Source organism: bacterium (assembly GCA_016708315.1).
In the GTDB taxonomy this organism is placed as follows: Bacteria; Zixibacteria; MSB-5A5; order CAIYYT01; family CAIYYT01; genus JADJGC01.
Map to the genome: position 1 here is coordinate 402868 of JADJGC010000023.1, position 25772 is coordinate 428639.

At 52.2% G+C, this 25772-nt stretch carries 19 protein-coding genes and 2 pseudogenes; 6 read left to right on the top strand and 15 right to left on the bottom strand.

All coding sequences use genetic code 11. The features are described from left to right. Positions 1 to 556: 556 nt before the first annotated feature. A pseudogene (locus tag IPH59_14075) lies at positions 557 to 1875 on the top strand (thrombospondin type 3 repeat-containing protein). Between the two features lie 264 nt (positions 1876 to 2139). Here IPH59_14075 and IPH59_14080 read toward each other — a convergent pair. The 15 genes and pseudogenes from IPH59_14080 to ndhC all read right to left on the bottom strand — a co-directional run bounded on the left by IPH59_14080 (position 2140) and on the right by ndhC (position 14614). Further along, positions 2140 to 3096, bottom strand: coding sequence for a TerC family protein (locus IPH59_14080; protein ID MBK7092825.1), 957 nt, complete (start codon positions 3094 to 3096; stop codon positions 2140 to 2142). An 85-nt stretch (positions 3097 to 3181) separates the two neighbouring features. Next, positions 3182 to 4087 (bottom strand): PTS sugar transporter subunit IIA, encoded by a 906-nt coding sequence (locus tag IPH59_14085; protein MBK7092826.1) that lies wholly within the window; start codon positions 4085 to 4087, stop codon positions 3182 to 3184. Next, positions 4084 to 4722 (bottom strand): DUF502 domain-containing protein, encoded by a 639-nt coding sequence (locus IPH59_14090; GenBank protein MBK7092827.1) that lies wholly within the window; start codon positions 4720 to 4722, stop codon positions 4084 to 4086. The genes IPH59_14085 and IPH59_14090 overlap by 4 nt, the downstream gene beginning before the upstream one ends. 58 nt (positions 4723 to 4780) lie before the next feature. Beyond that, positions 4781 to 5935, bottom strand: a complete 1155-nt coding sequence (locus tag IPH59_14095) for an NADH-quinone oxidoreductase subunit N (protein ID MBK7092828.1) — start codon at positions 5933 to 5935, stop codon at positions 4781 to 4783. Further along, the gene (locus tag IPH59_14100; protein ID MBK7092829.1) at positions 5892 to 6251 is read right to left on the bottom strand and encodes a hypothetical protein; all 360 of its coding nucleotides are present in this window, start codon (positions 6249 to 6251) and stop codon (positions 5892 to 5894) included. Before IPH59_14100 ends, IPH59_14095 begins: the two co-directional genes overlap by 44 nt. A gap of 3 nt (positions 6252 to 6254) precedes the next feature. Then, on the bottom strand, positions 6255 to 7754 hold the full coding sequence (locus IPH59_14105; protein ID MBK7092830.1) for an NADH-quinone oxidoreductase subunit M: 1500 nt from the start codon (positions 7752 to 7754) through the stop codon (positions 6255 to 6257). Between the two features lie 24 nt (positions 7755 to 7778). Beyond that, on the bottom strand, positions 7779 to 9701 hold the full coding sequence (gene nuoL, locus IPH59_14110) for an NADH-quinone oxidoreductase subunit L (protein ID MBK7092831.1): 1923 nt from the start codon (positions 9699 to 9701) through the stop codon (positions 7779 to 7781). A 3-nt stretch (positions 9702 to 9704) separates the two neighbouring features. After that, positions 9705 to 10016 carry an NADH-quinone oxidoreductase subunit NuoK gene (gene nuoK, locus IPH59_14115; GenBank protein MBK7092832.1) on the bottom strand — a complete coding sequence of 104 codons (312 nt, stop codon included), beginning with the start codon at positions 10014 to 10016 and terminating at the stop codon, positions 9705 to 9707. Positions 10017 to 10020: 4 nt separating this feature from the next. Further along, positions 10021 to 10518, bottom strand: coding sequence for an NADH-quinone oxidoreductase subunit J (locus tag IPH59_14120; protein MBK7092833.1), 498 nt, complete (start codon positions 10516 to 10518; stop codon positions 10021 to 10023). 2 nt (positions 10519 to 10520) lie between these two features. Next, positions 10521 to 11117: an NADH-quinone oxidoreductase subunit I gene (locus IPH59_14125; GenBank protein MBK7092834.1), complete on the bottom strand. Its 597-nt coding sequence runs from the start codon at positions 11115 to 11117 to the stop codon at positions 10521 to 10523. Positions 11118 to 11126: 9 nt separating this feature from the next. Further along, positions 11127 to 12159: pseudogene (gene nuoH / locus IPH59_14130) on the bottom strand (NADH-quinone oxidoreductase subunit NuoH). 2 nt (positions 12160 to 12161) lie between these two features. Continuing rightward, positions 12162 to 13277: an NADH-quinone oxidoreductase subunit D gene (locus tag IPH59_14135; protein MBK7092835.1), complete on the bottom strand. Its 1116-nt coding sequence runs from the start codon at positions 13275 to 13277 to the stop codon at positions 12162 to 12164. Then, positions 13274 to 13750: an NADH-quinone oxidoreductase subunit C gene (locus IPH59_14140; protein MBK7092836.1), complete on the bottom strand. Its 477-nt coding sequence runs from the start codon at positions 13748 to 13750 to the stop codon at positions 13274 to 13276. The genes IPH59_14135 and IPH59_14140 overlap by 4 nt, the downstream gene beginning before the upstream one ends. Beyond that, positions 13743 to 14234 (bottom strand): NADH-quinone oxidoreductase subunit B, encoded by a 492-nt coding sequence (locus IPH59_14145; GenBank protein MBK7092837.1) that lies wholly within the window; start codon positions 14232 to 14234, stop codon positions 13743 to 13745. The genes IPH59_14140 and IPH59_14145 overlap by 8 nt, the downstream gene beginning before the upstream one ends. A gap of 20 nt (positions 14235 to 14254) precedes the next feature. Then, entirely contained in the window at positions 14255 to 14614 is a 360-nt protein-coding gene (gene ndhC / locus IPH59_14150) for an NADH-quinone oxidoreductase subunit A (protein ID MBK7092838.1), read from the bottom strand. 435 nt (positions 14615 to 15049) lie between these two features. On the opposite strand from ndhC, the gene IPH59_14155 reads away from it, so the two are divergent. The 5 genes from IPH59_14155 (at position 15050) to IPH59_14175 (ending at position 25761) form a co-directional block, all read left to right on the top strand. Continuing rightward, a complete protein-coding gene (locus tag IPH59_14155) occupies positions 15050 to 17671 on the top strand; it encodes a tail fiber domain-containing protein (GenBank protein ID MBK7092839.1) in 2622 nt (873 codons plus the stop codon). 203 nt (positions 17672 to 17874) lie between these two features. Beyond that, entirely contained in the window at positions 17875 to 20640 is a 2766-nt protein-coding gene (locus IPH59_14160; protein MBK7092840.1) for a tail fiber domain-containing protein, read from the top strand. 233 nt (positions 20641 to 20873) lie between these two features. Beyond that, positions 20874 to 22433, top strand: a complete 1560-nt coding sequence (locus IPH59_14165) for a hypothetical protein (GenBank protein ID MBK7092841.1) — start codon at positions 20874 to 20876, stop codon at positions 22431 to 22433. Further along, positions 22405 to 23166, top strand: coding sequence for a tail fiber domain-containing protein (locus tag IPH59_14170; GenBank protein MBK7092842.1), 762 nt, complete (start codon positions 22405 to 22407; stop codon positions 23164 to 23166). Before IPH59_14165 ends, IPH59_14170 begins: the two co-directional genes overlap by 29 nt. Before the next feature lie 105 nt (positions 23167 to 23271). Beyond that, entirely contained in the window at positions 23272 to 25761 is a 2490-nt protein-coding gene (locus IPH59_14175; GenBank protein ID MBK7092843.1) for a tail fiber domain-containing protein, read from the top strand. The last annotated feature ends 11 nt before the right edge of the window (positions 25762 to 25772 follow it).

Consider the following 25772-nt stretch of genomic DNA (forward strand, 5'->3'; position numbering starts at 1 on the left):
AAGCCAGGCGCCCACCGTTGAGGCTGCTATCGCCGCAGCATCGTCATATGATGTGATTAGTATTGCGTCCGGAACATATACGGGTCCCGGCAATCGCAACCTCGTTCTCTCCGGCAAGATGCTGTATATCCAGTCTGCAGTTGGCGCTAATGTAGTATTTGACGTTAACGGAACGAGTACAGAAGATCATCCCTGGATCGCTATCAGCGGCAGTCTCGCTTCTGGCACAAGAATCAGCGGAATCACAATCAGAGATTGTTCCCGTTACTACGGCGGAGCGATCTCTATTGATAGCTCCGAAGTATCAATTCAAAACTGCACGTTTATTAACAATGAAGGTGTGTTAGGCGGCGCTATTTTCACCAGTGGCGGCGCTGTATGCAACATAACCGCCTGTAAACTCGAGGATAATAGAGCGCTGATTGGCGGCGCCATATGTGCGGAAGAGGGATCAGTGATCACAGCCGCACAATCACGTTTTAGGCGAAACAAAGCGGATCGCTATGGCGGCGCCATTAGTCTGGACAATTCAATTGGGAATCTCAACTACTGTCTCATGGACTCCAATAGTTGCCCAACAGGCGGAGCCGTCAAGATCGCGGCTGACGCCGTTGTCTATCTGAACAACTGCACGGTGACAAGAAACAAGGGCTTTTATTCCGCAGCCATTGCAAATCATAACAGTTCGTTCTTTTTGAGGCGGAGTATTGTTGCCTTCAACTATAGCTCTGTCACAGTCGAAATCATCAATCCCGATACAATCTTGATAGAGTGCAGTGATGTCTACGGCAATTCAGGCGGCAATTTCGCGGGAGAACTTGCCGGATTTGCCTCGATAAATGGCAATTTTAGCATCAACCCGTTTTTTTGTAGAATAGGTCAGTTAGATTTCGAATTGGGCAGCATCTCGCCTTGTTTGCCGGCAGCGAATCCTTGCGGTTTGCTCGTCGGGGCGTTTGGTCAGGGTTGTTCGATGGATTGTGTCGATTCTGACGGCGACTACTTTGGTGACCCCCACATCCCTCAAAATGACTGCGCCACGGACAACTGCCCTACTACACCAAACTCTGATCAACTGGATCTCGATCAGGATGGCATAGGAGACGCCTGTGATACCTGCACTGACACTGATGGCGATGGAGCTGCCAATCCCGGCTATTCTGTTTCCACCTGTCCAGTTGACAATTGCCCCAGCGTCGCAAATGCGGATCAGTCCGATGTCGATGGTGATGGCTTGGGCGATGCCTGCGACAATTGCCGGTTAGTTACCAATGTTGATCAAGTCGACTTTGATGCCGACTCGACTGGCGATGCCTGCGACGAATGTACCGACACCGATGGAGATGGTTTCGCCAATCCCGGCTATCCTGCTTCGACATGTCCAGTTGACAATTGTCCCAGCCTCGCAAGTACCAATCAAACAGATCCCGACAGCGACGGTTTAGGCGAAATCTGTGACAACTGCCCGTCAGTAGCCAATGTTGATCAAGCCGACTTCGACGCCGACTCGCTTGGCGATGCCTGCGACGAATGTACCGACACGGACGGTGATGGATTTGGTGACCCGGGATTTCCGGCATCAACGTGCCCGATTGACAACTGCACGCGCTTTTCCAATCCCTGCAAGAAGACACTGATTTGGACGGCATCGGCGACGCGTGCGACTACATCTGTGGCGACGCGAATAATTCCGGCAGTGTAACCGTCTCGGATGCCATTTACATCATCATGTACATCTTTGGCGGTGGACCATTTCCAGGTCCATATTGGTTGGCGGACGCTAACTGCTCTGGGGGGATTAGCATCTCGGACGCGGTATATATTGTTAGTTTTGTCTTTTCGGGCGGTCCGGCACCTTGCGCGGCTTGTCCATAATTGGGGATGAAGATGTTAGCTTGAAGGTCGGGATCGCAGTGGTCTCGACCTTCTCGATCTGAACAAGTGTTTCATTACTACTTTCAAAACTGGATCCCAAACGCGCCCGACGTGGACGGCGGGCGCGCACAACCGTGTTTTTTCAACAGTCCCTGAAGTCTACCCCGCGCTTTAGCGGGGCGGGAATGACAACACATTGGGAATGACACAACGGAGCCTCGACCTTCGCGGGAATGACATAAAATGGAAATACAGAGATTGTAGTTACAGCGAATCGGGCGACTTCGGGTCGACCGGTGTGCCGACCTCTTCGGTCTTGGCGGGTATCAGGAATGACACCAGAATTGATGTGCCGATCGTAACGACGATCACACCGAGGGATACAAACGTGGGGATTTTGAAAAAGTCGGCGATCAGCATCTTGACGCCGACATACGCCAGAACGATCGAAAGACCGACCTTGAGGAAACGGAACTTGTAGAACATCCCTGCCAGCGCAAAATAGAACGAGCGCAGACCGAGAATCGCAAACACGTTGGAAGTGTACACGATAAATGTATCCCGCGTAATCGCCAGAATCGCCGGAATCGAATCGACAGCAAACACCAAGTCGGTGGTTTCAATCATCAACAACACCAGAAACATCGGCGTTGCGAACAGGCGTCCGTCGATGCGGGCGAAGAAATGGTCGCCGTGATACTGCGGCGTCACCGGGAATAGTTTGCGCGCCAGCCGGATGATCGGATTCTTGTCGGGGTGGATTTCGGTGTCGCCCGAGGTGAGCATCTTGATGCCGGTAAACACCAAGAATGCGCCGAAGACGTAGATGATCCAATGGAATTTGGTGATCAACGCGATACCGCCGGCAATCATGCCGGCACGCATCAACAGCGCGCCGAGAATACCCCAGTACAGCACTTTATGCTGCAATGTCGGCGCAACGCGGAAATAGGAAAATATCAGCAGGAAAACGAAAAGATTGTCGAGACTTAACGACAGTTCAATCAGATATCCGGTAAGGAACTCCAGTCCGGCCTGGTGCCCCTTGTAGATGTAGGTGCCGATACAAAACAGCGCCGCCAGCGAGATCCAGATTGTGCACCAGATCAGTGCTTCTTTCATTTTGATGGTGTGCGCTTTGCGATTGAAAATGCCGAGATCGATGACAAGCATCGCCAGCACAAAAGCTATAAAACCGGCCCACAGCCAAAATTCTGTCATAAGGTTCGGAATTATCGCGAATCCGACCACAAAGCGCAAGCCGAATCGGAAGTAATTGCTTAGATGAAGGGGTTAATCGGTCGAATTAGCCGCGAATGATCTTGGAAACAATATCGGAAATAACGACAACACCGACGAGTTTGCTGTCGCGCACGACCGGCACCATGCGAAGATTCTTGAAAATCATCAACGCTGCCAGTTCGACGACCGGTGTATCCTCGGTTGTTGTAGCGAGTTCCGGATTCATGATTTCGCCGACATTCTTCTTTTCGGCGGCCTTGAGCAAGTCGTCAAACGGCATGACATCAGGCGCCATCGAGAGATTATTGATAAGCGCCTTGTAATCGGGCAATGCGGCGCGAATCAGATCGCGATTGGAAATCTGGCCGACAACTGTTCCGGCACTATCCACCACCGGCATGGCGCCGACACGATGCTTGTAGAGAAGATTGGCGACTTCCTTAAGGGTTGTTTCGCGGGTGACACTGATAACTTTTTCGACCATAATGTCGCGAACCAGCAGATCTCGATCCACTTTCACTCCCGAGTTAGTAATAACATCAATAACCTCGGCCGGCGTCTGAGCTTCCAGCATTCTCTTTAGATGCTCGCTATTGCGCGCCAATCGCGCGAAAGCCGACAAGGTTTGCAGATAGAGTTGAGAAATATTGGATGGTGTCAGCATCAGGCAGACGACACGCAGCGGGACGCCGTCGGGCGTCTTGTCGCTCAGTCCGCGTTTGCTGACGCCGACCGCGATATACATGCGCTGGACCTCATCGGTACGCGCATGAGGAAACGCAAAGCCGTGGCCGTAGGAAGTATTCTCGATGCGTTCGCGTTCATCGACGGCAATCGAGATTTGATCGCAGTCGAGCAGTGGGAACTGCTTGCTGATCCGCTCGATCAGGAAAGCAATAGCTTCCTTCTTGGTCGTAGCCGGCATGTCAGCGACTACCAGTTCATCGGAGAGGAGTTTTGATAGTTTCAATGTATCAACCCTTCTCCACCGGTATGCTTGACAAGCGAGTCCGGAGCAACAATGCCGCCTGAGACCATAAACTTGACCGCATCTTCCACACTAATAGTGGTCGGATAAACTTCCTCTTTCTTCACAAGATAGGTAAATCCCGTAAACGGAGTTGGCGTCGACGGAACAAACACTGCAACGAAACTATCATTTCCCGGCACAGTGTCAAGTGTAACCTCATTGCTTGCAAAGGCAAAGACATACATTCCTTCGCGCGGATACGGAATAATTACCACCCGCTGGAACATGCTTTCTTTGGGGTTGGTAATCGACTGCAGAAGCTGTTTCGAGGCGAGATAGACTGTCCGCACAAATGGTACGCGCCCCAAGAGCGCATCCCACAATGCTACTACCTGGCGGCCAAGGACGCCGTGGGTCAGAACACCGGTGAGAATGATGAGCAAAACGACGATCGCGATTCCAAGACCGGGAATGTCGTAGCCGAGATATCGAATCAGAAGCGGAGAGAGAATACCATCAACGGAACTAAGCAGAAATCGCAAAACGACATAGGTAATGATCAGTGGGACAATTACCAATACACCAGCGATGATATATTTCTTGAATATGTTGCTAATACTACCTTCGGGGCTCATAAGAAAATCGCCTATACGGCGAAGAAGATTCTACGCAAAAGAGAGGACGAAGTCAACCCTAAAACGGGAACGCTTCAAAAGCGGTGTTGGCAAACTTGATGACGGATTCGGGGAAAATTCCGAACAGGATCGTACCGACGGCAGTCAGGACCAGCGTAATCAACAGCGGGCTGTCGAAGGTCGCTTTGGCAAGCGTGGTTTCGGTGCGATTGAAGTACATCTGCTTGATGATGTTGGCATAGTAGTAAAGCGAGATGACGGAAGTCAAAATACCGACAATGACCAGCCAGGAATATCCCGGCCATCCGGCGAGGAAGATGTAATACTTGGCAAAGAATCCGACCATCGGCGGAATTCCGGCAAGGGATAGCAAAAATATCGTGAAGGTTAGCGCCAAAGCAGGCGAATGCTTTGAGAGTCCTTGATAATCCTTGATTTCATAGGAGCCATAATTTTTTTCGAAAGCAATCGCGCAGGCGAATGCGCCCATGTTGGCAAACAGGTAAGCGAGCATATAGAACATGATTGATGCCGGACCAAGCGGAATGGCATCCATATTCGCGGGCAGCGAGACGAAACCGATCAGCAAGTATCCAGCGTGCGCAATCGAGGAATAGGCAAGCATACGTTTGACATTGGATTGCAGCACGGCGGTGATATTTCCGATGATCATTGCCGCGGCAGCCAGTGTGGCAATCATGATACCCCAGTAGAACTCGCCAAATGACGGCAACGCCGAGTAGAAGACTCGGGCAAATGCCGCAACTCCGGCGCCCTTGGAAGCGACCGACAAGAACGAGGTCACAGGAGTTGGTGCGCCTTCGTACACATCAGGCGCCCACATGTGGAACGGCACCAAGGCAAGTTTGAATCCGAATCCGGCGATCATCATGATCATCGCGATGATAAATGCCATGTTGACTTCCTGCGTCAGAGTCAACATTCCGAGCGACTGTTCGAGCAGACGACCAAATGCCAAGTTGATGAAGGTCGTGCCGGTCAAGCCATAGATCATCGAGATACCGTAGAGCAGTATTGCCGACGAGACGGCGCCGAGAATCAGGTACTTCAGGCCGGCCTCAGAGGACGAGAGGCTGTCCTTGCGGTACGCTGCCAACACGAAAAGCGGAATCGTCGTCAATTCGAGCGCGACATATAGTGTAATCAGTTCATTGGTCGAGATGAGGAACATCATTCCGACGGTCGAGAGCAAAATCAGCGTGAAGTACTCGCCGTGATCGGCTCTTGAGTTTCTCCATCAGCGACGATGATGAAGCGGCAGCAAAGAACGCCGCTCCAAGGAAGATCATCTTAAAGAAGACCGAGACTTTGTCGACGAAGAATGTCCCGCCGAAAGCGATGCCGTAGCCGGTCATGGGAATGCTGAAGCCGGTAATGACGACGCCGAGCATCGCCAGATAGATCATGGTGTTGCCGCCAACGTTTTTGCGGATGACGCCATACATCAGCATCATCATCGCCCACGCAAAGAGAATCAACTCCGGCAGCATCAACCGCAGATCAGCCATTGACTACCTCGACACCATAACGACAATGTTTTCCAACGTCGCTGAGATCATCGTGACCAGCGGCTTGGGATAGACACCGAGAGCGATAGTCAACACGAGCAACGGAATGACAGCGAGAAGTTCGCGTCCGTTGATCTCGGTAAGACCAGCCCACTTCACGTTGAACTCGCCTAGGAACATTTTCTGTACCATGCGAAGGATATAGGCCGCGGTAAGCACCACGCCGATGACGGCGATGCCTGTCATTATCTGATAGGTCGGCGACGCAAAAGCGCCGACGAATACCATGAACTCGGCTACGAATCCCGACATTCCGGGCAATCCCAGCGATGCCATCGCAAAGACGGTCATCAATGCGGTGTACAGCGGCAGTTTAGAACCAAGTCCGCCGAAGGCCGCGATTTCGCGGGTGTGAGCGCGATCGTATAACACGCCGACCAGTAAGAAGAGTGCGCCGGTGATCAAGCCGTGGCTGAACATCTGGAAGATGCACCCTGCAAGTCCGGTGGTGTGCGGCTGTCCGTCTGAATTTATGAAGAAGACCGCCATGCCCAGCACGCAGTAACCCATGTGCGAGACCGACGAATATGCGACAAGCTTCTTAAGATCCTTCTGCGCCATCGACACAAGTGCGCCATAGATAATACCAATGACACCGAGGATGGCGAAAGGATAGGCGAAATATTGCGTCCCGTGTGGCAGCATCGGATAACTAATCCGCAGGAAACCGTATGTGCCCATTTTCAGGAGCACGCCGGCAAGAATAATCGAGACTGCGGTTGGCGCCTCGACGTGAGCATCCGGCAACCATGTGTGGAACGGGAAGATCGGAACCTTGATGGCAAATGCGAGGAAGAAGAACACCCAGACGAGAATCTGTAGTGAGTGCGCGAACTGATTGCCTTGAGCGATCAGTTCTACCATATCGAGAGTGTGCGGTGAGGAATTCAGATAGAGGATCAGAATTCCGACCAGCATGAAGATCGAGCCAAAGAGCGTGTACAGGAAGAACTTGATCGCAGCGTATTCCTTGCGCGGTCCGCCCCAGATACCGATCAGGAAATACATCGGCACCAGCATCACTTCCCAGAAGATGTAGAACAGGAAGAAATCGAGCGCGGCAAACACTCCGATCATTCCAGCTTCAAGCAGCAGGAAGAACGCGAAGTATTCCTTCACGCGATTCGTGATGTGGAACGAAACGATCAATGAAATCGTCGACAACAGCGCAGTGAGGAATAGCATCGGTACGGACAATCCGTCAACGCCGAGGAAATACTGAATCGACAGCGACGGTATCCACTCGTAGCGTTCGGTGAATTGCATCACCGATGTCGATGAGTCGTAGGCGAACCACAACATCACCGACAAGATCAGCGGAATGATGCTGACCGCAACGGAGGTGTACTTGATGAGTTGAGTCTTCTCCTTGTTTATCAGCATGACAAGCAGCATGCCGACAAGCGGGGTGAAGATCATGACACTTAAAATCGGAAAGTCCATATTTATACTCCTGCCTGAAGCAGACTATACAACTCGAGTCACTATGAGCATCAGTACGATGCCGAATATGATAAAGAAACCATACAACTGTACTTTGCCGGTTTGGAACTGACGCAACAACGCACCGGTGGCCCAAATGGTGTAGCCAAGTCCGTTGACTGTGCCATCGACGATGTGAACGTCGAACCAAGTCTTGATAACCGACAGCCAAAGCGTGAATCTGCCAAAGGCGTTTACGACCCAATCGATAACACCGCCATCAAACGACCACAACAAATTGGTGAACGCCAGTGTCGGCTTGATAATTATCGTATCATAAATTTCATCGAAGTACCACTTGTTATAGAGCAGCGTATAAAGACCTTTGAATTTTGCTCCAAGAGCCTGCGGCGAAATCGATTTCTTGATGTACATCAGGTAGGCAAGCCCGATACCGGAGAACGCCACCAATGTCGAGATCAGCATTATGCTGATGTGTGCTTCAGCGTGGTGCGGTTCGTGAACATAGGCGAACATCGAGTACCCATGCGACAGCCACGGAATTGCCACCCAACCGGCACAGACCGACAACACACCCAAAACAATCAACGGCGTTGTCATAGTGCGCGGCGACTCATGTGCGTGTTCGTAGGCATGATGATCGCGAGACTCGCCGTAGAAAGTCAGGAAGATCAGGCGGAACATATAGAATGATGTCATGAACGCGACCAACAGCGTCAGTGCCATGAAAATTGGATGACCGAGAGTCGAGGCCACGATTTCGTCCTTGGACCAGAATCCCGACAACGGGAAGATACCGGCAATCGACAGTGTGGCAATCAGCATCGACCAATAGGTGATCGGCATTTTGTGACGGAGTCCCCCCATCTTCTGAATGTCCTGCGAGTGCACGGCGTGAATCACTGATCCGGCGCAGAGGAACAAGCAGGCTTTGAAGAAGGCGTGGGTCATCAGGTGCAAGGTACCGGCGGTAAACGAACCGAGGCCGAGCGCCATGATCATGTAACCGAGCTGGCTGACCGTCGAATAGGCGAGAATGCGCTTGATGTCATTCTGGACGAGAGCAATCGAAGCCGCCAACAGCGATGTGATGATACCGATAACCGCTACGAACAGTGCGGCGTCGGGACTATGTTCAAAGAGGCTCATCGAGCGCGCGACAAGGTACACACCGGCAGCAACCATCGTAGCGGCGTGAATCAACGCCGAGACCGGTGTGGGACCTTCCATCGCATCTGGGAGCCAGACATGCAACGGGAACTGTGCCGACTTACCGATGGCGCCGCAGAAGATTGCGATGCCGGCGAAAGTCAGAACGGCAGGCGGAATGACACCGCCTGCGACCTGTGAGAAGACTTCCTGGTAATTAAGCGTACCGCAATACGCGGCGAGGAGAATCACGCCGATCAGGAAACCGAAGTCACCAATTCGGGTAGTGATAAATGCTTTCTTGCCGGCGTCGGCGGCGGTCTTCTTCTCAAACCAGAATCCGATCAACAGATACGAGGTCAAGCCGACCAACTCCCAGAAGACAAAGATCAGGAAGAAATTGTTGGCGAGCACAAGGCCGAGCATCGAGAAGGTGAACAGCGAGAGATACGAATAGTATCGCGAGAAGCGCGGATCACCGTGCATGTAGCCAAGCGAATAAATCTGTACGAGCATCGAAACGGTCGTAACCACGACCAGCATGATTGAGGTCAACGCATCGATGTAGATGCCGACTTCGAGTTTGAGAGTCGGGAACGATGCCCAGATATAGTTGAGTTCGAACGGTGTATTGTCGCCGAGTTGTTGGATCAGCAGGCTCACGGCATAAAGAAATGCCGTGCCGATTGCACCGAGTGAAATGGCAGATGAAAGCTTGCGGTTCTCGCGCGTAAAGAAGACGATCAGACAAAATGCTGTCAAAGGCAGAAGCGGTATGATCCAACTAAGTTCGCGCATGACTTACCATTTCATCAGGTTGATGTTATCCACAAAGATATCGCGGAAGTTGCGATAGATCAGCATGACAATCGCCAAACCGACAGTGACTTCGGCGGCAGCGATCACGATCGTGAAAATCGCAAAGAGCTGTCCGGTGAGATCGGTCGGCGTAATGAAACGATTGAACGCAACGAGATTGATATTGACGGCGTTGAACATCAGTTCAATCGACATCAGAATTCCAATGGCGTTGCGACGAGTGAGAGCGCCGAAGAATCCGACGCCAAAGAGAATCGCCGCCAGCGACAGATAATGTCCGAGTCCGATTTCCATATCGCTAATCTCTCCTCGCAATGACAATGGCGCCGATTAGTGCTGCTAACAGCACAATCGAGACAATTTCAAACGGCACGACATAGACGGTCATCAACAGTTTGCCGAGCGACATCACGGTTTCTTCCGGAGGCGCGGCAGACTTGACGTTCCAGATGGTCTTGCCGAGGCCAAACACTGTGATCGCCATAAAGGCAATTGTCGCCAACAAGGCAAACGGGACTTGTTCATTTTGCTGTTTGATTCCGATACCGGAAACGCGCGCAGTCAACATGATGGCGAATATCAGCAGTACCGACACGGCGCCGACATAGATCAAGACCTGCACGGCGGCGATGAAGTCCGCTCCGAGCAAGACATAGATGGCGGCGACCGAGAACATGCAGATGACGAGCATCAATGCGCAATGAAAGATGTCGCGCAAGGTCACGACGAGAATGCCGGACACGACAATCATAAAGGCAAACAAGTAGAATAGATATGGCGCGATTCCGTGATCCATGGCTATTCGCCCTCTCCCTTGGGTTCGACAGGCTTTTCAGGTTCTGTGGCCGGTGCCGGTGCCGGTGTTGCAACGGCGGTTGCCGCGTCGCCTGCTGGAGCCGGAGTTGTGGCTGCCGGTTTCGGAGCGGCTTTCTTGGCGGTCGGAACGAAATCAACATCACGGCCAAGTTCCTGCAAGCGATGGACGTCGTAAATCAAACTGGCTTTATCGTAAGAAGAGAATTCGTACTTCGGCGTAAGTTTGATCGCATCGAAGTTGCAGGCCTCCTGACAGAGACCGCAATAGCAACAGATTGTATTGTCAATTGAGAATGAATCGAGTTTCCAGCGCTTGTCGTCGCCGCGGTGACGATCGATGCGGATTGCGCCGACAGGACAGGCTTTGGCGCAGAGAATACAGGCGGTACAATTGAGATCGCCCGACTCCTTGTCGGAAAGCAGAACTACAACACCGCGGGAACGTTCGGGCATTTCCCAGCGCTCAGTCGGATATTGAAGCGTGATAGATTTGCTGAACAGATGCCGCAACGTGACCCACAAACCGATGAGCAGGTTCTTTATTCCCGAAATGGGATTCAGTTTGTATGCGGTTGGCATCGTTCTTCCCTATCCTCTGAACAAGAATCCGGAGATAATGAGGTTCAAAAACGCCAGCGGCAACAAGACCTTCCAGCAGAATTCCATGAGTTGGTCGACGCGCAAGGCGCGGAAAGGTCCACTTAAACCAGATGATGACGAATATCACGAACGTCGTCTTGAGGATGAACCAGAGCCAGGACGGCAAGAACGGTCCCTGCCAGCCGCCGAGGAACAATGTCGTTGCAATGGCGGAGACGAGGAAGAGATTCAAGAATTCGGCCAGGAAGAACATGGCGAACTTCATGCCGGAGTATTCGATATTGAAACCGGCTACCAATTCCTGTTCGGCTTCGGGAATGTCAAATGGCGCGCGGTTGGTTTCGGCAACGGCGGCCACTAAATAGATGGCAAAGCCCAATGGCTGACGCCAGATGAACCAACTGAAGACGCCCTCTTGCGCTTCGACGATGGCGACCATCGATAGCGATTGGGTCATCATGATAACACCGAGCACGGAAAGCGTGAGCGGGACTTCATAGGAGACGATTTGAGCGGCGGAACGCATGCCGCCGAGAAGCGCGTATTTATTGTTCGAACTCCATCCAGCCATCAGTAGTGAGATGACGACGAAGGTCGTAATCGAGAGCACATATAATATGCCGATGTTCAGATCGGTTGGGATAATGCCCTCGCCCCACGGAATCACAGCGAATGCCGCATACGATGATGCAAAGCAGATCACCGGCGCCCAGAAGAACACCTTGCGGTCGACGTTCGTGGGAATGATGTCTTCCTTTTGGAAAAGCTTGAGTCCATCAGCAACTGTCTGCAGCCAGCCGTGCCAGCCGGTGCGCATAGGGCCGAGGCGCTGTTGGAAGTGGCCGGAGAGTTTGCGTTCCCACCAGACGAGGAAGAGCACAATCAAGAAAGCCATCAAGAGAACGGCGACGGCGGCAAGCACCATTTCGAGCAATTCAGCAAACCAAATGGGCAAGCCGAGCCATTCAACCAATGCGATTAGTTGGGTGTCAATCCATTGAAACAGCGGCGTCAATTCCATGACTATCTATCTACCTCGGGGAGAATCACATCAAGTGAAGCGAAGGTCGCAACCAAATCGGCAATCATCATACCGGAGGCAATCGCCGGAATAAGCTGAGTGTGACAGTATGAGCCGCCGCGCAGTTTGAGACGATACGGTTTGGTGCTGCCGTCGGAGATAATATGGCATCCCATTTCGCCGCGCGCATTTTCAATGCGGGCATAGCATTCGCCAACAGGCGGTTTGAAGACAGCTTTCATTTTAGCTTTGTAGTCGCCCTGCGGAAGATTGTCGAGCGCCTGACGGACGATCTCGTTCGATTGACGCATCTCCTGCACGCGAACCATGTATCGATCCCAGGTGTCGCCGACCGTGCCGGTGGGGATGTCAAACTTGAAACGGTCATAGATTGAATATGGGTCATCGCGGCGAAGATCCCACTTGACGCCGGACGCACGCAGAACCGGACCAGAGGCGGCATAGTTGACGGCGATGTCTTTGGAGATTATGCCGACGTTCTTCGTGCGTGCAAGGAAGATCGGATTCTGGGTCAGGATGGCTTCGTAGTCGTCGATGCGATGTTGGAAGGTGTCGACGAATTTGCGCGCCAACGGCAAGAAGTCCTCGGGAATATCATACGCGACACCGCCGACCCGGATGTAGTTATAGGTGAGGCGCTGTCCGGATGTCATTTCAAAGAGATCGATAATTTGTTCACGTTCGCGCAGACAATAGAGAAACGGCGTGATAGCGCCGAGATCGAGCGAGAACGTCCCCAGGAAAATCAGGTGCGAGGCGATACGGTTGAATTCGAGCATAATAACGCGCAGGTATTCGGCGCGTTCCGGCACTTCGACGGCGGCGAGTCTTTCGGTAGCAAGACAGAAAACTTCCTCGGAAGCCATTGAAGTAACGTACTCGAAACGATCGAGCATTGGTATGCACTGGGCGTAGGTGCGATTTTCGCAGATCTTTTCGATGCCGCGATGGAGATAGCCGATGTAGGGCGTGGCGCGAACAATGTTCTCGCCATTCATTCGAAGCATGAGCCGGAGCACACCGTGCGTTGACGGGTGCTGTGGTCCCATGTTGACCTCAAACTCTTCGCTATATTGAGATGGCGTCGCTTCGTTCATTGCACTTCCGGCATTCTTATAAAGTCCCTACCATCCCAATCACGCAGCATCGGATTGCCTTGATCCCAATCATCCGGCAGGAGGAAACGCCTGAGGTCCGGATGATTCACGAAGTCGACGCCATATAATTCCCAAATTTCCCGCTCGAACCAGTTGGCAGCAGGAATGATGTGTTGAATCGAGTTGATCTTTCCGCCGATGCGGTCGACCTTGGTCTTTATGGTGAGTTTGTGTCTGTATTCAAGTGAAGAGACGAAATAGACAATGCCAATAGATTCCGTGAGGTCGACACCGGAAATTGCAGAGAGATAATTCATCTTTAAATCCGGATTTTCGACTAAGTAAGCGAAGAGGTCGACGATAGCATCAGCCTCGACGGTGACGGCTGTTTGTGCCGGAGCGAGTTCCAGCGCGCTGACCTTACCGGGAAACTTGGCGGTCAAGAGAGCAAGAATGGTATCGTTATCAGCCACGACGGTCGCTGCTCCAGTCCTGTAGTTTTTCTTTCTTGACTTTCTGCTGAACCTTGATACAGGCTTCCATCAGCGATTCAGGTCGCGGCGGACATCCGGGGAGAAACACATCTACCGGAATGATCTGGTCGACGCCCTTGAGTACCGCATAGGTATCGTAGTAGAACGGACCGCCGGAGCAAGCGCAACCGCCCATGGCGATTACGTAACGCGGCTCTGCCATTTGTTCGTAGAGCAACTTGACGCGGGGCGCCATTTTGTGAGTGATGGTGCCGGCGACGAACATCAGGTCGGCCTGACGCGGCGAGGCGCGGAAGAACATTCCAAAACGGTCAAAGTCATATCGCGATGCACCGGCGCACATCATTTCGATTGCGCAACATGCGGTGCCAAAAAGCAAATACCAGAGAGAAGACGCACGCGACTCATTGAGAACTTTCTCTAATGAGGTCGTGACGACGGTGCCGCCGGGCATGTTTTCCATGTATACCGGAAGCTTCGAAATTATGCCCACTTGAGGACTCCCTTCTTCCAGGCCCAAGCGAGGCCGATTACGAGGATGCCGATGAAGATAAGCATCTCAACGAGGGCGAACAATCCCAGAGACTTGTAGGCAACAGCCCACGGAAAAAGGAAGATTACTTCGACATCAAAGATGACAAAAAGGAGCGCAAATATATAGAATCTGGGGTTGTACTGGATCCAGGCGGTGCCGATTGGCTGTTCGCCGCATTCGTAGCTGGCGAGTTTGGCTTCGGATGGGCGGTGCGGACGGATGAGTTTTGCGATGGCGAGGGTCACCAAAACGAAAACAACGCCTAATGTCAGGAATATTCCTACGGGTGCAAAGCTGTCCAGATTCAAAACTATACCCTCCAAAGTTCCTGACGATTGTGATTTACTTCACAAGTAAATCAAGACCAAACGTCCCTTATTTGATCGGTAATTAAATAAAGGGCTTTAGTTTGTCAAGTTGTTTTTCGATAATTTGCTCTATTTATTTCGGACTAAATTAGGCATATCTTTGTGAAAGAAAGCTAACTAGTTGAAGATTTGAGTCTTAGCGAACCGGTCAGAAATTCCGATAGAAATTGTGGCATTCGGACCTCCTTTGTTCCCCCCTGTTGTAGTCTTGGTTCCGCAGAGCATCAGTAAACGGAGAGAAATGTTAGGCTTTGATTAGGATTATTATTGATAAAATATACCGGAGCGGTATATTTAGTTGTGGCGAGAGCCATAGACTTATCTGAACTAACTCTGAAATTGCACAGACTCTAACACTATTCGCAGGAGAAGTGTATGCTTCGCAATGTCCTCTCACGGATTTTCCTATTCGCATTCGTTTGCGCGTCCTTCGCGAGTCATGCTGTGGCAGTACCGCTGGTGTTGTCGCATCAAGGCAGGCTCCTTGACGCTTCGGACGCTCCGATGAATGGCGTGTTCACAATCGTTTACTCTATTCACGATGCTGAAGTTGGCGGAACCCAATTGTGGATGGAAGATCACGTCGGTGTTGTTGTTACTGACGGATTGTTTTCGGTCCAATTGGGAAGTAGCGTGCCATTGACTTCTGATATTCTAACTGGACACGGCGGTGGCGGTGGAGGAGGTTTGCTCCGCTATTTGCAGGTACAGATTTCCGGTCAACCTCCGATCATGCCGCGGACGCAGTTAGTCGCAGCTCCCTACGCGGTGGCTTCGCATAGTGTGTCAGGTGATATCGAGACGTTTCCCAGTGGGTTCAAGACACGCTGTCCAGGCTGCAATGATCCTTGGCGAGGCGATATTTCCGCCGCTTCCAGCGTTGGCGCGGATAGCATCAACGTCATTAGATTAAATGGTCTTCCGCCGGGGACACCGGTTACAGGAAGAGTAGCCATGGCAGTCACTGGTGATATCTCGAGCATCGCTTTGGGTGATATTGATGCCGACGGGCAACTTGATATGCGCTGTGGACCGGATTCGACCGTGTTTGATTTAAGTGCTTCGGAAGGCGGCTCGTTAGTTTCGAGCTACCGTGCCAAGGCAGGAAAGACGGGAGCTACCAGAAGGATGATGCATAGCAGCGGCGGCTTTGTGTCTGCGATGGTCGAAGATTGCAACGATGCGGCTGAAATGAGAATGAGCAGTATGGGAGTTGGCGGGGACGTGAGTTCTTCCAGCATTTACTGTGATCCGGATTCGATAGTCTTTCTCGAACAGATTTCCGATGGTCGCGCCGACGTGATGTTATACAGGGCTACGACCGGTAAGTCAGGAAAAGCCAAACAGTCATTGTTTGTGGTTCCGGGCGGAGGCACCGTTTCCGAAACCGAAGACTGCGATGACGGCGGCACAGAACGCAATCTACGCGTCAGCAATATCGGCTCGAGCGCCCAAGAGAATGGAACATTGGACCGCATTACAGCAGACTCGATCTTGACAGACCAAACGGTAGTGAGTGGCGGCACACTTATGTCATCATACACGGCTAAACAAGGTTCGACCGGCAGAACTAAACGCACAGCAGCATTTACGCTGGATGGTTCACGTTCGCAGGATGACGAAGTCGTTAGCGTTACGAATGGTGCTCGAAGGAAGCTACAAGTACACAATCTCGGTTCGAGCGGCCAAGATGGCGTAAGCGATCTTCGCTGCACTGCAGATTCGATTGTCCACGAGAATACTATCTCGGAAGGCAGCGAGTTGAGAACGGTAACCTACTCCGCCAGACAAGGAAAGACCGGCTCAGCCAGCGGCAAGCGCACAATCAATCCGAATGGCGACACCACTAAGACTGAAGAAGTTTGCGATACGGCAGGAGCCTCATTGAAGTTAACGATTGATTCTACGCCAGCGCGCATCAGCACGAATTTCACCGTTGGAAAGCAATCTTCCAGAATCAGACTTGATTCTGACTCTGATGGAGACACGGTCCCGGAGTCGGAGATTGACCAGATAGTAACTCCGACGACCGCTGGTGTGGCGATCAAGACCAAGGGCACAGGCGCCGATCCAAATCGCGTTTTGGCAATCCAAAATGGCGTCACACCAGACGAACTAAGCAGCGTCAACTCCATTGACGATGACGGCGACACAGTACCGGAGAGCGAGATTTCACAGCATCTGACGCCGACCAAGTCGAGCCTGGCGATCAAAACCAAAGGTACCAGCGCGCAGAGAACTCAATCAATAAGCGGTGACTGCGACGATCAATCGTCGGTGCTCTCGCTTGATACTGATGATGATGGCGATGGCATTTCTGAATTCAGCAGCCAGTTGAGCTGCGACGGATCTTCAGCAAGAGGGCAACTTACCGGCACTGCTCCCGGCACAAGCACTGTTTCTTCAGTGACTTTCGAGGTTGATGGCACCGGTCCGGCAATTTCGCTTTCCGATGGCTCATCTGTTTTTCATGTGATGAATGGCAACGGCTCAGTCTTACGCAGTACTTCCAACATCGTCGTGGCAGACATGGATCGCGATGGCAATTTGTTCCTTGCGAGTAACCTGAGTGTCGGTACCCCAGGTGGCACGCATCACATCGATGTTGTCGGCGGCGCGTATTGTGACGGCACGAACTGGGTGAATGCTTCGGATAAGAATTCGAAAGAAAACTTTGAGCAAGTAAACGGCGAAGAGATTCTCGAAAAGATCTCTGATCTGGAAATCACCAAGTGGAACTACAAGGGTGACGATGATGCCCAGCATATCGGACCGACGGCGCAGGACTTCAAGAAGACATTCGGCGTTGGCGCTGACGACAAGTCGATCTCGACGATTGATCCTTCCGGCATTGCGCTGGCTGCAATCAAGGAGTTGTACTCGCAGCTGAAGCAGAGAGACGAGGAGATTGCCAAGTTACGCAAGGCGAATGCAAATCAGATTGAAGAACTGAAAAAAGAACTTAGCAAGCTTCGCGATGAATTGAAGAAGAATTAGAGCGAAGCAGGCGAGCGCACGGGTATTTCAATTAGCCAAAGCACAAGATCGCAGCGAGTCTGTTTGCAATGGACAGGCTCGCTGCTCTGGCGCTGAAACCGGGCGGTTTTATTAAGAGTCGAAAGTGTCATTTGATATAAGTGAACATCCCTCAAGTGAAAATTGAAGTGAAACCTATTACTCTCACGTCAGAGGAGAAGCATATGCTTAATTCCCCAATCCGCCGATTGTTGTTCACCTTGCTGTTGGTACTGGCCCTGGCCGCGGTTGCGTTCGCTGTGCCGGCGGTTTTGTCGCATCAGGGGCGACTTCTGGATGCCAGTGATACGCCGTTGAACGGAGTCTATACGATTGTGTATTCGATTTATGACGCACCTGTGGGCGGAACGCAACTGTGGATGGAAGACCACGTGGGAGTCGTTGTTACCGACGGACTCTTCTCGGTGGAACTGCGCAGTGTTGTTCCGCTTAGCGCCGATATTGTTGCCGGCAGTGGTGGCGGCGGCGGTGGTGGAGGCGGATCGCTCCGTTACTTGCAGGTACAGCTTTCCGGACAGCCGCCGATCATGCCGCGCACGCAGTTGGTGTCGGCGCCGTTTTCCCTGGCTACAGAGCGTGTCAGCGGAGATTTTCATTCAGGGCCGGGCCAGATAAATGTCAGTGATGCACTTAGCAGTCGGGAAATCAGGATTCGAACCACGGACAGCTTATTGGATGCGAGCAGCATTACGATAGATCAACCCGACGCGCAGATTACCATGAGAATTACTCCGGACAGCACAGTATATGATCAAGGCGATCTTTCCGGAAGTCGCAAGATGATCCATGGAATTCACATGGGCGAGAATCGCATTTCGCAAGTAGTCACGCCAACAACTTCGAGTGTTGCCATCAACACCAAGGGAACCGGCGCCGACAAGGGCCGCTCGATCGGCAGTACTTGTGATGACAGCTCCGCAGTCATAGTGCTCGAACTCGATGATGATGACGACGGGATTGCCGAGGGTCGCGGAATTATCAGCGTGAAGTCTGCCAATGGGTCGGGTTCGATGACCGCGTCCAGCCGTATGTCCTGTGATAGCGACGACGATGGAATCGACGACAACGATGCTTCGATGACGGTCACTCCGACGACCTCCTCGGTGGCGATCAAGACCAAGGGCACGGGAGCTGACGCAAACAAAACGGCTACACTCACAGCGACGGCCACACCTGGAGGTAATGCCGGCATAAGGTCCCGCGTTGACCTTGATGGTGACAACGACCCGGAGGGCGAAATTTCGCAGCTTGTAACACCGACGACCTCAAATGTGGCGATCAAGACCAAGGGAACTGGAGCCGACGCGAACAAAACGGCTAACCTTATGGTAAGCGCTTCACCTGGAAGTGGTGTCAGCTCAATGTCTACTGTCGACCTCGATGGTGACAACGACCCGGAGAGCGAGATTTCACAGATCGTGACTCCAACGACTAGCGGTGTCGCGATCAAGGTTAAGGGAACGGGTGCGGAAAAGAATCGCACGGCTGGTAGCAATTGCGACGATTCGTTGGCAGTGCACTATCTGGACATCGATGACGACGGTGACGGGGTTTCCGAAGCAAAGGCAGTAAGCTCCGTTTCGGCTCTCGCGTCCGGAGGTGGTGGCGCGGCTGCGGCTTCTTATGCCGCTACGGGTCGCTGGTCCACGGACAGCGACGATGATGGAGTCCCGGAGGGTGACATCTCACAGAGCGTGACACCGACAACGTGCGGAGTGGCGATCAAGACCAAGGGAACGGGGGCAGACGCCAATCGTACGGCTCAGCTCTCTTCAACGACCGAGGTCGGAGAGATTTCAACGGTGAGCACCCTGGATGAAGACGGCGATGGTCTTTCCGAGAGTTCCATTTCACAGCGCATCGCTCCGACAACCTCAAGCCTGGCGATCAAAACTAAAGGCACCAGCGCGCAGAGAACACAGACAATAAGCGGTGACTGCGACGACGAATCGTCGGTGCTCTCGCTCGACACTGATGATGACGGTGATGGAATCTCCGACGCAAAGGTCGTGCTTGGCTCAGGCGCCTCACTTCTGGGAGGAGTAATACCGGGTGGCGCAGTTATTTCTTCGCGGTACGACAGCGATGATGATGGCGTAGCTGAACAGGAGATTGACCAGATTGTTACTCCGACAACTTGTTCAGTTGCAATCAAGACCAAAGGCACAGGAGCGGAAAAGAACCGCGTCATTGGATCAACCGATGACACTACTGCAACCATGTTGATGGCAACGGACAGTGCATCCATCTCTATGAAAGTCCGTAAGGGCGGTAATGTCAACGGGAACATTGTAATCAACAATGGCTCTGCGTTGAGAATGGTGGACCTGGGTTCTGACGGCAATGGTTACTTCGGTTCCGGCGTCGGAGTCGGAGTTGACCCGACGCATCACATCGATGTGGTCGGCGGCGCGTATTGCGACGGCACCAACTGGGTGAATGCTTCGGACAAGTACTCGAAAGAGAACTTTGAGCAAGTCAACGGCGAAGAGATTCTCGAGAAGATTTCTGATTTGGAAATCACCAAGTGGAACTACAAGGGCGACGATGATGCCCAGCACATTGGGCCGACCGCGCAGGACTTCAAGAAGACATTCGGCGTCGGCGCCGACGACAAGTCGATATCGACGATTGATCCTTCCGGCATCGCGCTGGCAGCAATTAAAGGAGTTGTATGCACAGCTCTCCGAAATGCAAAAGCGCGAGAAAGAGCAAAGCGCCAGACTACAAGAAAGAGATGCGCAACTGGAGGCACTACAGCTCGAGTTAAAGAAACTTCGGAGCAAAATAGAGAAGAACAAATAGAAACAATACCAATTTGGCCCGAGAAAAGCCTGTCGCATGACGGGCTTTTCTTGTTTCGGGCAGATACGACGCGAGGTCAACGTGCGATTGTTAGTGCCGCGCACAGCGGTCATGTTCATTTTTGAGTTGCTATAATGGAGTAAATAGCTATACTTACTCTCAACGTAGAATCAACTTTAGAAATACAAGTCTAACTCGTAATCAACCAATTTCAGGAGAAGTGTATGCTTCGCAAAAGTCCTCTCACGGATTTTCCTATTCGCTCTCGTTTGCGCGTCCTCCGCAGGACTGAATGCCGCGGCTCCACCACTGTTGACGCATCAAGGACGACTTCTCGACGCGTCCGACAATCCTTTGGATGGAGTCTACGATAATCTATTCAATTCACGACGCTGAGGTCGGCGGGACCCAACTGTGGATGGAAGATCACGTTGGGGTTGTTGTCACTGACGGGTTGTTTTCAGTCGTACTTGGAGGAACTGTACCGTTGTCAGCAGATGTTCTTGCAGGACACGGCGGCGGCGGCGGTGGTGGCGGATCACTTCGTTATCTGCAGGTACAACTTTCGGGACAGCCACCGATCATGCCGCGTACTCAGTTGGTATCAACGCCCTATTCGGTGGCCACAATCCGCGTTGATGGAGATTTGGTAACCGCACCGGGCGAGTTGCATATGTTCAATGCCGATAGCGCGGCGACTGTGGATGTTCAAGCAAAGGAAGAATCCGGCAAGAAGAAGGCGAAGTTCAAAGCGGGTGCCGAACTTGCAGGTTCCGTTAATAGACGCGAAGTCTCGATATCCTCTGATGAAGATTCCGGAAGCATTACGATTGATGAAGGCGGGGTGCATCGTTTGCGCGCTTTAAGCACCGGCAGTGGTGGAGGCGGCGGAACTGTATCGTTGTCACTTTCGAATGTCTGCTGCCTCGATGACGACAGCGATGGTGATGGAGTGCCGAATTATGGCGTGGCGCTACATTCGAATGATTCTGGCAACAGAGTCGCAATCAAGACCAAGGGAACGGGAGCGGACGCTAACAAGACGGCGGCATGCAGCGCGATTTCTACAATTCCGATTGTCGGCGGACTAGTGTCTCGTCTTTCTTGTACCATCGACGACGATAGCGATGGCGATCCTGAGATCAGCGTCATCTCGAGTTGTGATTCTTCCGGAGCGAGCCAGGTGATGGAAAAGAAGGGTCTAAATGCCGTCAACGTCAAATTGGCCAGGACGATCTCCGGTTCAAGCAGTAGTCTTACGGCTATGGACGCTCTTGATATGGACTCCGACGATGATGGATTGATGGACAGAAGCGTGACTTCGAGTTGTGACGCGACAGGCGCAAAGCACGCAATCAACACCAAGGGGACCGGAGCCAACAACGCTCATACAAGGGTGGTCTCTAGGACCTTCGAAGGCGGCGCCGATGTCGACGTCAGTGCTGACGGCGACGGAGACGGACACGACGAAGCAACAATCAAATTTACGGCGCAGGCTGAAGATGCAGACAATGCAGTCGGATGCGACATGGGAATGAGCGTCGACATCGATGATGACGGTGACGATGAGTGCGCCGCAGAGGTGACTACGAGCGATAAATTCGCCCAAGTCAGAGGATTTAAGGTCGATATAGCGGGCGCGAGCCGCAATAGTTTTGAGACTTCCTGTGACAGTGCTGGCGCAAAGCTTGTTCTGGATCGCGATACGGGCAGGTCGAAGGGATTCATGAGAGTGGCACCGGAGGGGCCAAGCATTTCATTGGAGCATGAGTTTTCTCAAGTATTCGACGTAGGTACAGCAGTGGATTCCAACGCGGATGCTTTTGAAGAGTGCAAACGGATTTGGAATGATGCAAGGCCAGGTAGGCAATCAATTCGGAAGTGTCCATTTGTCAGCCGGCGGCAACGAATTGGTTGATATCTCAGTAGACGAAAATTCTGGTCTGGGAGCCCTGCCTTCGTCGTCATTTCGCTTGGGACGACCAGCCGTTAACGAAGGACTATTCGTGTCAGACGCAACTTCGATGTCATTAACCCTGCTGCACGATGAGGGCGGTGCTGGATCAAGTTCAGCTGCAATGTTCTCGGATTTGATTGATTCCCAACTGAACCTGATGGACGACGGCATAACCTCTTATCGAGCCAGCTCATCAAGCGGCTTGGAGATGAGAAGTTCATCAAATGTCGCCACGTGCACTATCGATCGCAATGGTAATCAGTACCTGTCGAACACGCTGAGTGTTGGCGTCGCGGGATCGGGGCACCACATCGATGTGGTCGGCGGCGCGTATTGCGACGGCACCAACTGGGTGAATGCTTCAGATAAGAATTCTAAAGAGAACTTTGAACAAGTCAACGGCGAAGAGATTCTCGAGAAGATTTCTGATTTGGAAATCACCAAGTGGAACTACAAGGGCGACGATGATGCCCAACACATTGGGCCGACAGCGCAGGACTTCAAGAAGACGTTTGGCGTCGGTGCCGACGACAAGTCGATTTCCACGATTGATCCTTCCGGAATCGCGCTGGCAGCGATCAAGGAGCTGTACAAGCAGTTCTCAGACGAGATGAAACAGAAAGACGCGCAAATAGAAGAGCTTCAGAAAGAGATGAAGAAGCTTCGCAAAGAACTTGAGCAGAAGAAGAATTAAGATCTGCGTTTGAGAGAATTTGGAAGGGTTCACTGCAAAGTGAGCCCTTTCTTCAATGAGTCAAAAAGTACCACCAACACCCTTCCCCACTGTGAGGAGATGAAGATGCAACGTAACTACTTCCTGTTCGCCGTGCTTGCGAATGCGCTGGCGCTGATGCTAGCTGTGAGTGCGAATGCGGCCACTCCGCCCAAATTGAGTCACCAGGGATATCTGCTTGGTGCGGGCGATGCTCCGATCAATGGGGTCGTGAGTCTTACTTTCGGAATTTACGATGTGGCGACAGGTGGCGCGGCGATTTGGAGTGAAACTCATCCAAACGTCACGGTAACGGAAGGACTTTTCACGGTGGCATTGGGCACTGTGGTTCCGATTTCCGCGGATGTGTTGTCACCGCCGTCTTCCCTGCCCGGAAGTCCATTAGTGCGGTATCTGGAGATCGCGGTTAACGGCAGTCCGATTGTGCCGCGAACAGAGTTGGTTGCTTCGCCCTACGCACTGACTTCGAGCCGCCTGTCAGGAGATTTGGAAACGAAAACGGGAGGATTGACTGCGACAAATGTACCAGATGAGTTGAGTGTCACGTTGGACGCTTCCGATTTGGAGTCGCAGCTATCATTGAGCCAAAGTGGCGTAAAGAGATTTGGTATCGGTATCCAGCAACCTTCAAATCCGCTGGGAATGCGAATGGTGGTTGGCGATCTGGATCGCGACGGGCTTTTGGATGTTGTAGTCGCGGATGCCGGCAGCAGTATGACGTTGGTGGATTCGACCGGTTCCGGCGGCGCGGTAATCAGCAGTTCGGTGTCATCGGGATTGGGTCTTCAACCGTTAGGCGGCGGGCTGACGATAAATGCCGAAAACTCGGCTGGAGAGAGTCGGTCGACTGTGCATTGTTCACCGGATTCTGCCGTGCACACCCTTTCCCAAAGCAGCGCCAATGTCATCAATAATATGCGCACCAGAATTGACGAACTTGAAGCCCGTTTGACGATGGAAACAAGTCAGAATGGCGACAGCAGGAGCAACGCGAACATTGCCGCAACAATGAATGGCAATGTCGTCATCGGCTGTGCGAGCTTTACGGATGGTTCGGGTATTCCTGATAATGAGAGCGAAATGGTAACCGATGATACAAGTTCATCTTTTGCCGCCCGCGGTTCGAATGGAAAGTATTATGTCCTCGGGATGACACATAAGTTAAGCGGGGGGAGTTCGAGTGTCGGCGTGGTAGCAGATCTCGATGCTGATGGTCATGCCGATCGCAGTATTTGGCAAAAGGTCGACAACTCAATGACAAGTTCGGCAGTCTCCGTTGATGTCGATGATGACGGTGTGCCAGATGTGGGGACAGAGAATTATGCATTAGTTCCCCGCTCGGTTCTCAAGTCGTATTTTCAAACTGGCGACAAGCCGACCAAAAGTCAGTTTCGCGCTGTGTCAGATTCTTCCGGCACGGGCGCAACTGTGGAAGTCGATACCGACAAGGACAACGACCCTGATGGCGGCAGTGCAATGGATGCCAAGGAATCGCGCGCTACCCTGAAAACCTATTTTGAAAACGGCGACATACCAACGCAAGACAATGTCGTACAGACGACAACCGATTCCGATGGCGCCGGGGTTTCGATGCGCGCTCCGACCGCTCTGCTTACGTGGGGTACCGGACTGGCATTTCGAGTTGACGCTACGGGTCCGAGTATTCGGATGGATCAGGATAGCGTTCCGACATTTGCTGTAACTTCGACGGCGAGCTCAACTGAAGCCCGCCTTAACAAGGCGATTGCGGATGGCGACACGAAGCTTGAAATGAGCGCCGGGCAGTCAGAGTGCAGACTCCAACTTGGCGACGTCAACAGTGACGGTTTCGCCGAGATAACGACCTCATCGCCGTCGAGTTTATCGGGACTTCCGCAAACTTCAAGTTTCCGCATGGGCCGGCCGGCGGTCAATACGGCTCTCATTTCTACGGATGCGTTTTCATCATCAATGACACTTGCCCATGCCAGCACCGGTCCTGGCGACAAGCCGACTTCGGTACAATTTGGCAACCTAATTGACTCATATATTCACGTGGAAGATGACGGCATAACACGCATTTCGGCATCGTCGTCAACGGGCGTTCAGCTTCGCGACCAATTTGGGAATCTGCGGGCTTCAATGTCGACAGAAGGCACGGGATACTTTGAGCAAATGATTGGAATCGGAATGACACCATCGCATCACATTGATGTTGTTGGCGGTGCGTATTGCGACGGCGCCAACTGGGTGAATGCGTCAGATAAAAACTCCAAAGAGAACTTTGAGCAGGTTAACGGCGAAGAGATTCTTGAGAAGATATCTGATCTTGAGATCACCAAGTGGAACTACAAGGGCGACGATGATGCCCAACATATCGGGCCGACGGCGCAAGATTTCAAGAAGACGTTTGGCGTCGGCGCTGACGACAAGTCGATTTCGACGATTGATCCGTCGGGTATAGCCTTGGCGGCGATCAAGGAGCTGTATTCGCAGCTTCAGGCGAAGGACAAAGAGATGAAGGAGCTTCGTGAGGAAATGGCGAAGCTGAAGAAAGAGATCGAGAAAAAGAAGTAACTCGCATGCTG